General features: G+C 39.1%; 15 protein-coding genes and 1 pseudogene. 2 read left to right on the forward strand and 14 right to left on the reverse strand.

Annotated features, from left to right (window positions below; translation table 11 throughout):
* Position 1: 1 nt before the first annotated feature.
* The 3 genes from G8761_RS11210 to G8761_RS11220 form a co-directional block, all read right to left on the reverse strand.
* On the reverse strand, positions 2 to 289 hold the full coding sequence (locus G8761_RS11210) for a hypothetical protein (RefSeq protein WP_166026588.1): 288 nt from the start codon (positions 287 to 289) through the stop codon (positions 2 to 4).
* 217 nt (positions 290 to 506) lie between these two features.
* Positions 507 to 1,253 carry a hypothetical protein gene (locus G8761_RS11215; RefSeq protein ID WP_166026590.1) on the reverse strand — a complete coding sequence of 249 codons (747 nt, stop codon included), beginning with the start codon at positions 1,251 to 1,253 and terminating at the stop codon, positions 507 to 509.
* On the reverse strand, positions 1,246 to 1,974 hold the full coding sequence (locus G8761_RS11220; protein ID WP_166026592.1) for a hypothetical protein: 729 nt from the start codon (positions 1,972 to 1,974) through the stop codon (positions 1,246 to 1,248). Before G8761_RS11220 ends, G8761_RS11215 begins: the two co-directional genes overlap by 8 nt.
* A 370-nt stretch (positions 1,975 to 2,344) precedes the next feature.
* On the opposite strand from G8761_RS11220, the pseudogene G8761_RS11225 reads away from it, so the two are divergent.
* A pseudogene (locus G8761_RS11225) lies at positions 2,345 to 2,604 on the forward strand (DUF2935 domain-containing protein); the annotation flags it as partial.
* A 40-nt stretch (positions 2,605 to 2,644) separates the two neighbouring features.
* Here G8761_RS11225 and G8761_RS11230 read toward each other — a convergent pair.
* The 9 genes from G8761_RS11230 to G8761_RS11270 form a co-directional block, all read right to left on the reverse strand.
* Positions 2,645 to 3,058 (reverse strand): disulfide oxidoreductase, encoded by a 414-nt coding sequence (locus G8761_RS11230; RefSeq protein ID WP_166026594.1) that lies wholly within the window; start codon positions 3,056 to 3,058, stop codon positions 2,645 to 2,647.
* Positions 3,051 to 3,749, reverse strand: a complete 699-nt coding sequence (locus G8761_RS11235) for a DsbA family protein (protein WP_166026596.1) — start codon at positions 3,747 to 3,749, stop codon at positions 3,051 to 3,053. Before G8761_RS11235 ends, G8761_RS11230 begins: the two co-directional genes overlap by 8 nt.
* Positions 3,750 to 3,952: 203 nt before the next feature.
* On the reverse strand, positions 3,953 to 4,783 hold the full coding sequence (locus G8761_RS11240; protein ID WP_166026598.1) for an ABC transporter permease subunit: 831 nt from the start codon (positions 4,781 to 4,783) through the stop codon (positions 3,953 to 3,955).
* Positions 4,776 to 5,684 (reverse strand): ABC transporter ATP-binding protein, encoded by a 909-nt coding sequence (locus G8761_RS11245; RefSeq protein WP_166026600.1) that lies wholly within the window; start codon positions 5,682 to 5,684, stop codon positions 4,776 to 4,778. Before G8761_RS11245 ends, G8761_RS11240 begins: the two co-directional genes overlap by 8 nt.
* Before the next feature lie 505 nt (positions 5,685 to 6,189).
* On the reverse strand, positions 6,190 to 6,327 hold the full coding sequence (locus tag G8761_RS11250) for a hypothetical protein (protein WP_166026602.1): 138 nt from the start codon (positions 6,325 to 6,327) through the stop codon (positions 6,190 to 6,192).
* 12 nt (positions 6,328 to 6,339) lie between these two features.
* Positions 6,340 to 6,555, reverse strand: a complete 216-nt coding sequence (locus G8761_RS11255; RefSeq protein WP_166026604.1) for a heavy-metal-associated domain-containing protein — start codon at positions 6,553 to 6,555, stop codon at positions 6,340 to 6,342.
* A 72-nt stretch (positions 6,556 to 6,627) separates the two neighbouring features.
* On the reverse strand, positions 6,628 to 7,122 hold the full coding sequence (locus G8761_RS11260; protein WP_166026606.1) for a helical membrane plugin domain-containing protein: 495 nt from the start codon (positions 7,120 to 7,122) through the stop codon (positions 6,628 to 6,630).
* On the reverse strand, positions 7,097 to 10,078 hold the full coding sequence (gene fdhF, locus G8761_RS11265; protein WP_166026608.1) for a formate dehydrogenase subunit alpha: 2,982 nt from the start codon (positions 10,076 to 10,078) through the stop codon (positions 7,097 to 7,099). The genes G8761_RS11260 and fdhF overlap by 26 nt, the downstream gene beginning before the upstream one ends.
* Positions 10,075 to 10,890, reverse strand: a complete 816-nt coding sequence (locus tag G8761_RS11270; protein WP_166026610.1) for a formate/nitrite transporter family protein — start codon at positions 10,888 to 10,890, stop codon at positions 10,075 to 10,077. Before G8761_RS11270 ends, fdhF begins: the two co-directional genes overlap by 4 nt.
* Positions 10,891 to 10,985: 95 nt before the next feature.
* Here G8761_RS11270 and G8761_RS11275 point away from each other — a divergent pair, with 95 nt between their 5' ends.
* On the forward strand, positions 10,986 to 11,204 hold the full coding sequence (locus tag G8761_RS11275) for a hypothetical protein (RefSeq protein ID WP_166026612.1): 219 nt from the start codon (positions 10,986 to 10,988) through the stop codon (positions 11,202 to 11,204).
* Between the two features lie 498 nt (positions 11,205 to 11,702).
* On the opposite strand, the gene G8761_RS11280 is transcribed toward G8761_RS11275, so the two are convergent.
* The gene (locus G8761_RS11280) at positions 11,703 to 12,524 is read right to left on the reverse strand and encodes a formate/nitrite transporter family protein (RefSeq protein ID WP_166026614.1); all 822 of its coding nucleotides are present in this window, start codon (positions 12,522 to 12,524) and stop codon (positions 11,703 to 11,705) included.
* Between the two features lie 156 nt (positions 12,525 to 12,680).
* Entirely contained in the window at positions 12,681 to 13,298 is a 618-nt protein-coding gene (locus tag G8761_RS11285; protein WP_166026616.1) for an NUDIX domain-containing protein, read from the reverse strand.
* Positions 13,299 to 13,431 lie beyond the last annotated feature (133 nt).

Consider the following 13,431-nt stretch of genomic DNA (forward strand, 5'->3'; position numbering starts at 1 on the left):
ATTAAATTCCTAAACCACTATACCATAACATTTTCGAACTTCCAAGAACAAAAGTTAAATCCTCCAAAGAGGATAAAGCAGAACATATTAAAGGGCATGAGAGCAATAGCACCTGAATCCCTAATACAATTCCTTTTACAAGATTCTTACTTTCATACCTTTTCTTAATTTCAATTGGGTCCAGCTTGCGATTTTGAAAATAAAGAGCTATGTTAACCACAATAATGAGTGGCAGCATCGCAGATAAATAATAATCTAGGTCAGATAACTGTTTTTGAAAATCTTTCATATTCCTGCAGCGGCTTTTAACTTTTTAGGAATCAAGATTTTAAAAAGATTAACTCCCCTGGATTAGCCATATAACAGAGCGAAAAGGAAAAAGTAGTCCAAGGGAACTCCTGCCTTTAAAGTTAAGTAAAAAACACCCATTATTAAAGCCATTTCAAAACTAAAAATTGATATCTTCTTAGATTCTTAAGATTTGCAGGATTCATATAAATTCGCCCTCATTTTTCTTCAAGAGGTCCTTCCAATTCACTTGGATCGCGGAAAAAAACATCTTGCAGGCCTTCCTCTCCTCCGGTTCCAAACCCACTTCCGTCTGAATTATTAAAGATTCCTATTTTTCCATTATTGGCAAAACCCAACCAGCCAAATTGATACATGGGCATCTCTTCATTAAAAAAACTTAGTTTATTCATCTGTTTGATTTTAATTTCATCTCTAATATAGGCTGTCATGTTCATCGGCAGCTTCATAACTCCTGAGCTGTACTGTTCAATTGGAAGATTAGTTTTAAGTTGTACACCTGGTGTATAGGTGTCCATTTCATCTGATACTAAAAAGTTCCGCTTTGATATTAAGTAAAAATCGACTTTTTTATACTGGTTTCCGGGACCAAAGTTCCAGATAACATAATAGGAATTCTCATCGGACGGATTTACTTTCCATACTTTCGGAATCCCCATAGTATCAGCAGAAACTATACTCCATTTTACTGTATCCCACTTCCAGAAACTCGTCCCGTTGGCATTATCACGTGAAGAAAAAAAGACAACAGCATGCTGCTTATCCAGAAATTGAATTTGTTTAATTTTAATTCCGCCATTTTCCTGGAATACCTCTTCTAATTTTTTATTGAGGACTTTCTTATTCGGGAAATCTAATGGTTCTTTTATAAAAAAGATATAGGCAGACACGGCCAGGAGAATGATACCGATGCAAATAAGGCTATATTGAGTTTTTTTAGTCATGGAGCTCCTCCTTTAAAATGGAGCTGTCAAGACGAAAATAGTGCTGGCCTTTTAAAGTCGAAATAAGAAGACCCTTTCCATTCCTCTCAATAAAAATTCTAACCTCTTCTCCTCCTGTTTTTGGTTTGGTATTGGTTAAATAATAAGGAAATCGTTCAGCAGATCTATTCTCTCTTATAGCAGTATCATAATACCAGTCCATGCTCATAGCCTTTTTTTCTCGCGCTTTCTCAATTTGGTTTAATAATGAAATACGGTTAAGTTCTGCGGGGCTGGCAGAAGGATGGGATGCGAATACTCGAGCATTACTGGCATTATCAATATAGGTTGATAATTTATTTTCCGGATAAAAGTAATGAGATAATGGTATGACAATTAAATGACAAAGGATAAGGATAAAGTTCAGTATATACCCAAGCCAGGCAAACTTTCGATATTGCTGCCAACGCTCGTTATTGCGATTCCCCCTAAGATAAAAGTATAAGAACCAAACACCAAGAGGCAGAACCGGGATTTTGACTGAAATAACAGCAGTATTAATCGTAAAAGAAAAGACAACTATCCCAACTAATGTCGCTGCTAAAGTTTTTTTAAAACCCAGTTTTACTTTTTGGTTTATAAATAAATATGTAAACATGGCGATTGATACTATAATACCCAGCAGGCTTGCAACAGTAGTTGGCAGGTTATTAAAAATATCATAATCAAGGGATATATCCATTACTTCCCCCTCTTTTTCCATTTTATGTATGATATTTTCTATTTCGTTTATCATTTATCCTTTATTGAAGATGAAAGAAGTCTTAAACTGACAAATATAGGCTTGAGAATGAAAGAGATATTGGGATGTTTGAAATCAAATGGATATTAATATGAAGAAGGAAAAGCAACACAAGTGATCTTTTGAGGCCCTTTTTTTATGTGTTTTAACAACATTTTTCATTTTAGCCATCTATTTATCCCTATAAATTTATATTCAGGTAAATATGTTCTGCATTCTCAGTTTTTTAATTTGCTTAGGGCATATTAGAAATTTATCGAAAAAACAATAAACCAAAAGTCTTTTTAGGGAGGCACAAACCAGGCTCGCGGATGTTGAATCAATGCTTTATAAAAGAAGACCAACTTATTCAACCATTGGCAGGTTAAATCAGGAAAGCGAAAGTGCAACCGTAAAATTAAGGAATTTTAAAAAGACTTGGCTTGAATTAATAAAAACTGTCAGATAAAAAATGTAATTAATCCCCTTCTTGCCGATCATGTGGTTCGAGAAGCTGAACACTTCCTATTTATGATAAGCGTTCTTGAAAACCGCTTGAAGAAAAAGCAGTCTGAAGCTATGGGAAGTTAAATAAAAAAGCGAAAACCTTTAAATCGGTTTTCGCTTTTTGTTATTCTTCATTTTTATTTATACGGGCAAATATAACAAGACTAATCGTTATAATCGTAAAGGCTGTAAAAGCCATTAATGGGATCGTTATAAATCCCAGCAGATTAAGATAATCCTTTGCACAAGGTACCCCTGAAGTACACATTTCAAATTGCTGAAGATATGGTATCTTTTGCAGCAGGAAATGATATCCGGACATCAGCATACCTATCACAGAAAGCGGCAAGGCATACCGATGTATTTTTTTGTCATGATAGTAAAAGCCAATTCCCAGCAGGATTGCCAATGGATACATAAAAATACGCTGGTACCAGCAAAGTGTGCAAGGGATAAAATGCATGACTTCACTTAAATATAAGCTTCCTAATGTAGCGATAATCGCTGCAATCCAGGCTAGTAATAAACTTTTATTCATTCTTCTTAGCCGCCTTGTCCACCATTTCGGCCAGATCATCGATCGTTTGCCCGTCAAATAGCTTTCCATCCACAAAGATGGTCGGAGTGCCTGTCACATGTAATTTGGCAGCATAATTCATATCTTTCTTGAAGGGAGAGTCTCCCTCATTATTCTTAAATGCATTTACAACCTTTTGAGTATCTGACTCAGAAGCAATCTCTTTCAATGTTGACGTTAAAAATGCTTCATTATAAATGTCCATTTTTTCATATTTGCTCTCTGATGGCTGCTTTTTGTATAAAAGCTCGTGGAATTTCCAAAAAGTTTTATTTCCAAGTTCTTTATATACTACCTCTGCAAATTTGGCAGATCGAGTGGAATCAGTATTAATAAAAGCATCATTCATAAAATAAAGTTTTGCTTTACCAGTATCAATAAGTTCTTTTTGAATGACAGGAATAACATTCTCACCGAAGTTTTTGCAGTTAGGGCATTTATAATCTCCGAATTCAATAATCGATACAGGAGCAGATGCTTTCCCCAAAAACGGCTGATTACTGTAATCTATAGAATCTTTTGATGTAGAAGTAGATTTTGAGTGATTCGCCAAAAAAATGAATCCTAAAATACATACTGCGATTAACCCAATGATCCAAAAAATAAATTTGGAGGAATTTCCAGACGCAGTGTTTGGTTTAATCTTTGCCATAATCATAACACCTCAATTATATTAAAAAACAGCTAATCTATCTTTACTTATCGTAAGTAAGTATATCGGTGCACTATTTTTACGTCAAGTATCGGGGAGTGTTAAAACTTCTGTTTCTGGCACTGCTGGCCACTTATACCAAATAAGAAAATCTTCCTTTTAAAGGAGAAATACCACTATATTTGGGGTTCCTCCTTTAAAATCTATAGCTGTTTTTCAAACAGGATATTCCGGTTATTCCATTTGGTAATTTGCCAAAGAAAGAGAATGCAAACTATGAGAAGGCCAATTCCAATAAGAAAGACAGCCAGAGGCTGCAGGATAAGGAAACCGGAGGCCTGGCTGATAATTAACAGAATGATAGGCAGAATAATAACACCTCCAAATTGCTGTGCTGCCTGAAAGCTTTGAACCTTTGCTGATACCATCACACTGAATAATATCGTTAATAAGGAAATAATGGGTGAAAGCCAGAAAATGAGCAAAAACCAATTTGTATTGGGTAAAAGCAATTTTTCAAACATAGAATAGGTCAACGCGTCAGCTACAATCGCAAATATAATAAAGCTTCCTGCCGTGAGAGCCATAACAGGAATAAAAGCAGCAAGAACCTTTCCGATAAATAAATCCTTCACAGTGATTGGAGCAAATAACAGACTTTCAAGGGTTCTCCTTTCTTTTTCCCCAACAAAGCTATTGGTTGCTATCATCATGGAATTTAAACAAGGAACCATAAGAAAAAGCGAGCCAAGAAAGAAGTTTATACCAACAAATATAATTTGATGGTTAATAGATGGCAGCATTTGAATGGAATGCTTCAACTCTCCATTTGGAAGGTTTTTTAAAATCTTATAAAGTATGGCAGATAAGTCCTGGTCGGCTACAACCATGTACTTAGCAGCAAGTATGAGCCCCACAGGTAATAATATGCAAAATAATAAAGGAGTCACAATAAAACCAATCCATACCTGACTGTTGCTTGTTATGCCCCTTATATCCTTTTGGGCTATGGCCCAAATAGCTTGTTTATTCATTGCTTTCACCCCGTATCTTAAAATAGAGCGATTCAAGATCCCTATTTTGAATGTGTACATCATGTATCCAGCTTTCCTCCGCTATTTTTTGCAGAAGAGGAGCAATTTCCCCTTTATTTGACAGTTTAAACTCAAAACCTTTTACTCCTAGGTTTTTAACCTGCAATCCATTCCATAAATCAGATTTGATATTTAGCCCAGTCTCAACTCGCAGCGTTACTTGATTAATATATTTTTCTTCCAATTCCTGCTTTGTTCCTGATTCCAGAATGCTTCCATTTTCGAGAAACATAAAAGAATGGCATACATCTTCGAGCTGGTGAAGAATATGGGAACATAAGAATATAGTTGTTCCCTCCTCATGGTTAAGCCTGCTGACATAATCGTAAACTAGCCGGATCCCTTCAGGGTCCAGACCGTTGGTTGGCTCATCAAGGAATAGAATCTGAGGGCGGTGCAATAACGCCTTAATCATCCCCAGTCGTTTTTTCATTCCTGTACTGTAAAGCCCCACTTTCTTTTTCTGGTGCTCTGCAAGTTCAAATTCTTCTAATAACGTCTGTATCCTTTTTTTTTCATATGTACCATAGATCTTAGCGAAAAACTCCAAGTTTTCTGCACCGGACATTTCAAAATACATGCCAGCTCCATCGGTAAGAATACCGCACATCTTCCTAATTTCATGTCCATTGACTCTAGGGTTCCAACCTCCAATCTCCATAGACCCACCGTCTGCAATAATCACTCCATTTAGCAAGCGGATAATCGTTGTTTTACCGGCACCGTTTGGTCCCAGTAAACCAACAACTTTTCCTTTATCAACTTTAAAAGATACCTCTTTAAGTACCTTATGTGCCCCGAAGTTTTTTGAAACTTTATCTGCTTTTATAAAAGCATTCATGTATGCTTTCTCCTCCCAAATAGTAGATCTTTTTCTCTTTAATACATTTAAGACGAGTTAAAAAGGAAAAACGTTCAAAAAAATTTACTTACTAAGAAAAAAGGCGAATCTTACCGATCAGCTTAGAAAACACAGCTTTCGACAGCGTTTTTATCACCTGCTAAGCAATTGCTATCTTATTGCTAGCACTTTAATATGTTTGAAGTATCAATTTTGTAACTTTTAGCTAAATACCTTTTGATTAATGATGTTTAATGTCGTTGTATGGTTTAATTCCTGCGCTCTTAATATTTAATTCGCTAGGAGTTAGGTTCCTCTAACAGGGGGAGGATGTTATGAAAATCTTTAATCTAAAATAGTAACGACTTTGGAGTCTTACCTATTTTTCTCACAGTTTCTTCTAAGTTCTAAGTTCAATGGTCTTTTAGAGAAGAGAAAAAAACAGCTTTCTTGTTTAAAGGAAAGCTGTTTTTATAGGGGGCTTCAAATTAAGATAATCGACTTTTTAAAAAATCCAATTTAGTGGATTATATTTTCTCTCTTGTCTGCAGCTTTCGCATACATGAAGAACCACTTGCTGTATTTCTTCCTGATCTCTGATTTCTTCTTCTTCTTTAAATCCACATACTTCACAAATTCGCATGAGAGTCACCCTTTACTTTTGTTCGGTTATGGTAAAACCTGCATCTATTACTGCCTGGGCAAAATCCTGGGCTGATGCCATTTTCTTATTATATTTGAAAGACGCTTCTGCACGATCCACGCTTACCTCTGCATCGGATACTCCCCAGACATGATTTAATGCATCCAAAATTTTCTCGGCGTCCTGTTCACTTAGTTTACTATTCACCTTCAAAACACCGGATTCCATGATTTGTCATCCTTTCTTTCAATCTGGATAGGCTGCATCACTGATGAAGGATGCAGCTAAAAAATATTATGATTAATTTTCTCTTCTGTTCCGCAGAAATACTTCACCCATTCCTTGCATAAAGGACATCATAGTTGTCATTGCAGCTCTGATTTCAGGTGTCCAGAAACGAAGACGCAAACGCCATACGCTTTGTTTTTCGCCTTTTTCTCCTGTTCTGGACATTTCCTTCATGCCATGGCTGAGCCCTTCCATAATGGTATTGAGCTGAGCTGGCTGAATGGACCCGAGAAATGTGAATGCTCCCATCGCATTTTTTATCACATTATGCATAGTGGGCTGGTTTATTTGCTGCATGGCAATTACTCCTATATCTTCGCCCTTCTCAATAAATGCATTTGCAGCCTGAAATACCTTTAAGTCATCAAGTCTTTTTACAAGAGTAATTAAATTGAGAACAGCGTCCTTATTATCAGTTAAAGCCTTCATTATTTCTTCTTGCGCCCGGGCTTGTTCCTCTTCAGGGTTTACCTGGTATCTGCTAATTTGCGTAATTGCCCTCGCCATGTTGATCCCCCTTTATTTCATACATTTGCTCAATCGGTGTAAAGTCCTCACGCTTCCATTTCTCTTCTACTTTTACACTGATTTGCGGTACACGGTTGCCAAACCGGTGGTTATGTCTAGGCAATGGCGGTTCTCCTGCAGTTTCGAGAACTTCCATTTTCACTCCCATTTCTTTGTAAGCCGGAGTATGGGTGATGATGTCATGATAACTGCTAGTTAAACGGTTTACAGCTGCCAGCTCATCACGGGTATTCATAGGCAGATATAATTCATTCCCGCTAACCCGGTCTGTGACCATTACCCGGATTTCAACATGGCCATATGGTGAAGTCAACCTAACCAATGCACCATCCTCCAGGTTTCTTTCTTTGGCTAGCTCCAATGAAACCTCAAGCCATGGATGTGGTACTTTATGGGTCAATCCTTCATTACGGTAGGTTAAGTTACCCTCATGGAAGTGTTCCAGCAAACGTCCATTATTCAAATGTAGATCGTACTCCTCTCCCGGATCAAATGGCGGTGTCCAATCAACCGGTACAAGTCTTGCTTTTCCATCTGGGAATGGAAATCTTTCCTGGTAAAGAAGCGGTGTATCTTTGCCTTCAGGAGAAACCGGCCATACTAGTGATTGCCAGCCTTCAAGGCGGTCATAGCTGACACCTGAGAAGAGTGTTGCCAGACTGGCTGCCTCATCCATAATTTCAGATGGATGCTTGTAATTCCAATTTGCTCCCATTAAATTGGCAATCTCCTGGAAAATCATCCAATCCGGTTTAGACTCACCCAGTGTTTCAAAAACCTTATAGAAACGCTGTATGCGGCGTTCCGTATTCACAAACGTACCATCCTTTTCAAGGCTTGGTGCCGCTGGTAAAACAACATCCGCATACCTTGCTGTTCTGCTAAAGAAAATGTCCTGAACGACGAAAAAATCTAAACCTTCAAAGCCTGCTTCCACATAGTTGGAGTTTGCATCAACAAGTGCCATTTCTTCTCCGAACAAGTACATGGCCTTTATTTTGCCTTTATGCATGCCCTCCACCATATGATGATTATCCATTCCTGGTTCTTCAGGAAGAGATACTCCCCATGCTTTTTCATATTTAGCCCTCACTTCAGGATCCTGAACAGCCTCATAACCTGGCATCCATGCAGGCATTGTTCCAAAGTCACAAGCACCCTGAACGTTATTATGCCCGCGAAGAGGATAGGCACCGGTTCCCTTGCGTCCATAATTTCCTGTTACTAAAAGCAGGTTTGAAATTGCTGTACTGGCATCTGTTGCACCCATATGCTGTGTAATCCCCATTGCCCAAAGGGCACAAACGGATTTTGCTTCGTGAATCATTGTTGCCAGTTTAATCAATTCTTCTTTTGTTAAGCCTGTTTTTTCTACCGCATATTCAATCGTATACTTTTCTAGTGTCTCTCTAAATTTCTCCAGGCCGGCAACACGGTTCTCCAAAAACTCTTTGTCCTCCCAGCCCTGATCTAAAATATATTTTGCAACAGCATTTAACCAGATTAGATCTGTAGAAGGTTTTGGATGGATCAGCATGTTGGCACGTTGCGCCATCTCATTTTCCCTCAAATCAGCTACAATCAGCTTTTGTCCATGCAGCTTATGGGCCCTCTTAATGCGAGTGGCCAGAACTGGATGCGATTCAGCCGGATTTGCCCCAATTACAATTACTAGATCTGATGCCATAATATCTTCATAAGTGCCTGAGTCTCCACCCAGTCCAACAGTTCTCATCAACCCTGCAGTGGCAGGAGACTGACAATACCTTGAACAGTTATCTACGTTATTCGTTCCCATAAGGGCACGGGCAAACTTTTGGAATAAGTAATTTTCCTCATTAGAACATTTAGACGAAGCGATATATCCAATAGAATCGGGCCCATGTTCTTCTTTTATTTCAGAAAGCTTCCTAGCGACGAGCCCAAGTGCTTCCTCCCATGTTGCTTCAACAAACTCATCGCCTTTTCTAATTAATGGCTTTGTGAGCCTTTCTTCACTATTAACAAAATCCCATCCCCACTTCCCCTTAACGCATGTCGAAACGCCATTTGCGGGGGCTTCAGCAGTAGTCTGAATTTTAAGGATTTCTCTCCCCTTTGTCCATACTTCGAAGGAGCATCCAACACCACAATAAGTACAAACGGTTTTAGTGCGGTTTATAGTTGTTTTCCTCATGGCTGCTTCTACTTCGGATATAGCAAAAATCTCCATGTATCCTGGTTCTACCTCTTTGGTCAAATCAATCATTGGCCCTAATACCTTTGGCGGAATACCAGTGAGGAATCCTGCATTGCCTAGCATCGATTTTTCCATCAATGCGTTACATGGACAAACGCTGACACAATGCCCGCAGGATACACAGGATGATTGATCAATAGGTACATCATTATCCCAAATAACACGGGGAACTTCGCGGCTCCAATCTATCGTCAAAGTTTCATTTACCTGCAAATCCTGACACGCTTCAACACATCGGCCGCAAAGAATACACTGGTCAGGTTCATAACGGTAAAAAGGATGTGAATTATCTGGAGGATAAGGTTTTGCACGGAAAGGGTACTTTTGGTGTTCAACCTCCATTAATTCGACCGTATTATGAATCGTACAGTTTCCGTTGTTGTTATCACAGACCGTACAGTACAATTCATGGTTTATTAAAATCCTCGACATTGCTTCATCCTGTGCCTCTTTTACAGTTTCTGACTGAGTGTCCACAGTCATGCCACTTTCCACTCTTGTTGCACATGAACGGACCAGCTCACCATTTACAGAAACATAACAGGTGTCACATGTTTGTATAGGTCCCAGGTTTGGGTGTGAACAAATGCCTGGGATAAAAACATCCTGTTCCTTCGCAGCCTCTAGGATGGTCTGCCCTTTCTTGGCGGTATACCCCTTTCCGTTAAACTGAAAGGAGATTTTTTCTTCATTCATTTTGACGCCTCCCTTTTTTCCGTATGTTGATTTGAAGGTTCGGAGATGACATCCTTATAGGAAAGCCAATAGGCAAAAGCAACAAGGACAGCTCCACCTGCTGCGTTTCCAAGCCACACAGGTATAAAATTGCCTAAATAATCTCCCCAGGTAAAATGCCCGGAAAAAATAGCAGCCGGAATAATAAACATGTTGGCAACTACGTGCTGAAATCCTATTGCGACAAATCCCATAATCGGGAACCAAATCCCTAAAATCTTACCGCCAATGCTTTCAGCACTGTAAGAAAGCCATACTGCCATGCCTACCAGCCAGTTACACCCAATGGCAGAGAAAAAGCTTTCTGAAAATCCTTCGTCCAGTTTTGCCTTTGCCATCGCAACAGTTTTTGCCAAATAAGGATCCTGAGTAGTCAGACCGGCAAGCTGTCCAAATACATAAGCTACAAAGATTGCGCCTATAAAATTGCTTATTGTTATCCAGAACCAATTGTTAATTAGGCGTCCAATTGACACTCTCCCTGCCATTACAGCCATAGGGACAGCCATCATATTTCCTGTTAAAAGTTCCCCGCCGCCTATGATAATTAAAATAAGTCCTAGCGGGAAAACAGATGCACCTAAAAACGCCCCAAAGGTTCCCCATTCTTTAGGCAGATTAGCGGTAACCCGAACATCGAGTAAATATCCGACCGAAATAAAAGCTCCAGCCAGAAACCCAAGGACCAGCATACTTCTCAAAGGAAGAGTCGCTTTTCTTGTTCCCGCTTCAGCTGCCATCTTCGCAATTTGCTGCGGAGCATGGAAACTCATTCAATTCCCTCCTATCTGGTATAGGAATTAATATTTACTAATTAGGGGATTTTATTAAAAAGTTAAATAAAATTGTAGGGAAAGAGGGATTAATGATGGAAAAAGAAGAGTTGTACCAGCATGTCTATTCAATGATAATGTCATCATCTAAAAAACCAAAGTATATGACAATTTCATCTGTAAAAGTTGCTAATCTGTATGGTACAAAACATGAAGAGGTTGAAAAAGGCTTGCAGCAATTAGTGGAGGAAGGCCGTTTGGAGAAATCAAGCATGGACAAACCTCCCTATCATGATATTTATTTACTGCCTTAAGCATTAGAAAAACTTGGCATTCGCCAAGTCATTTAGGCGAAGGCCCTATTTTTACTTATCACGCTCAAAACGGCACATCCTCGAAAAAGCTATGCTTTTTCTTCGTGCGAGGCAAAGCTGACGTGGCTTTCCTTGTCCTTTGCCTTTCGCCTGACTAGGACTTCCTCGGAAAAGCTGGTGCTTTCCTTCGTGCGATGACATTGCTGCAGCCTTCCTTGTCCTGTCCGTCGTGCGTTTAGAATTTGTGGATATAAATTCTGATTTGCTAAAAAAACCGGAAAGCATCGCTATCCGGTTTTTTGTTAAGTTATGATTTAGTTTCCTAAAGGTCTTCCCGAAAGGATAAAGGGTTATTGATGGGGGAAGGACTTGCCCAAACATTCTTTGTAGAGGAAAAAAGGTATCGAAAAGATAATATTATTATCCAAAAGGTCTACTAATATGAAAAACGGTCACCATAGACTTCATCAGTGGCCGCAAGGATACTTTTTTGAAATGTTATCTCGCTTTCCGTTTGGGCATCATTTGGTATTCTTCTGATGCTTGCGGGGCCAGGTAGGATTTATAGGAAGACCAATAAATCAATCCTACAAATAAGCTTCCTCCAACAGCATTCCCAAGGAATACTGGAACAAAGTTCGCCAGATATTCCAGCCAGCTAAAGTGTCCGGCAAATATGGCTGCCGGAATGACAAACATATTTGCAACAACGTGCTGAAAACCAATAGCAACGAACCCCATAATTGGAAACCAAATGGCAAGGATTTTCCCACCCATATCTTCAGCACCATAAGAAAGCCATACTGCGAGACCTACGAGCCAGTTACATCCTATTCCAGAGAAAAAGCTTTCCCAGAATCCTTCATCTAGCTTAGCTTGGGCCATACTAAGTGTCTTGTCCAAAAAAGGGCCGTCAGAGGAAAGTCCTGCAAGGTGCCCAAAAACATAAGCAACAAATAATGCACCTATAAAATTACTGATTGTGATCCAAAACCAATTGTTTAGAAGCCTGCTAAGTTTTACTTTTTTTGATAAACATGCAATGGATACGGCCATCATATTACCGGTAAGTAACTCCCCGCCTGCTATAACAATGAGAATTAGTCCCAATGGAAAGACAGATGCGCCTAAAAATGCGCCAAAAGTTCCCCATTCCTTTGGAAGATTAGCTGTTACCCGGATATCGAGTAAATAACCTAGTGCAATAAAAGCTCCCCCCAGAAAACCAAGCAGCAGCATGCTTCTTAACGGAAGTGCGGCCTTAGTAATACCTGCTTCCACTGCCACTTGGGCTATTTGCTGTGGTTTTTTTACCGCCATGTCTGTTCCTCCTTCTGTCTTGATATTTTGATTGAGACACGTTTTAAGTACTCATTGTTTTAATTCCCCTCTAAAGGAAATTACAAACGAAAATATTATCAAAATGAACCTATGCTGTCCCATAAAAAGCAGCCTCCTAAACAGAAGGCTGCAGAACTAATTACTTATTACCTTAATGAAATGATATAAAACACGGGCAGTCAGTCCCCAAATAACCCTGCCGTCATATTGATAAAAAATCTCATCCATTTTGCGCGCCTGCCAGTTATAATTTTCTCCCCCAGCAATTAAATGGAACGGAAAGCCGTCCTGCGGCTTTACTTCAAAATTGACATGATAAATATCAGGCTTGTTTTCAAGGAAATAGGTAAGCGGAACAGTAAAAATCTCTTCTACTTCGGAAGGATTAGGATTTAGGTTCTCTGCATCTGAAAGGATACCAACATAAGGATAAATAATCATACCAAATGGGGATACCATGTAATCCAGTGGAAAGACGCTTTTTACCTCGCTTTTTTTAATTCTTAGCTCTTCTGACGTTTCCCGAATGGCAGAAAATTCTTCATCTTTGTCCTCGGGATCCATTTTACCTCCCGGAAAACAAATTTCACCCGGCTGCCTTCTGAGCTGATGTGACCTTACTTCAAAAAGAACATGGATACCGTCTTCTTTTTCCAACAGGGGGAGAAGAACAGAATACTTTTTGAAATTTTCACTTCCAAGTATAGCTGGAGTCCGATTTTGTAATTTTTCCAGAACATCAATTAAATTCACTATTTCTCTCCTCCTGCCCATTTTCGGCATTATTTTTAAATGACTTTGTAAACTTTTACTATTGATTTGAAAAAGAAGGGAATCCGCTCCCATTCCGCGGACGTACTGTCAAGCCTCCTCGCTCGATACTCAC

It is taken from the genome of Neobacillus terrae (assembly GCF_011393025.1).
GTDB classification, from domain to species: domain Bacteria; phylum Bacillota; class Bacilli; order Bacillales; family Cytobacillaceae; genus Neobacillus_A; species Neobacillus_A terrae.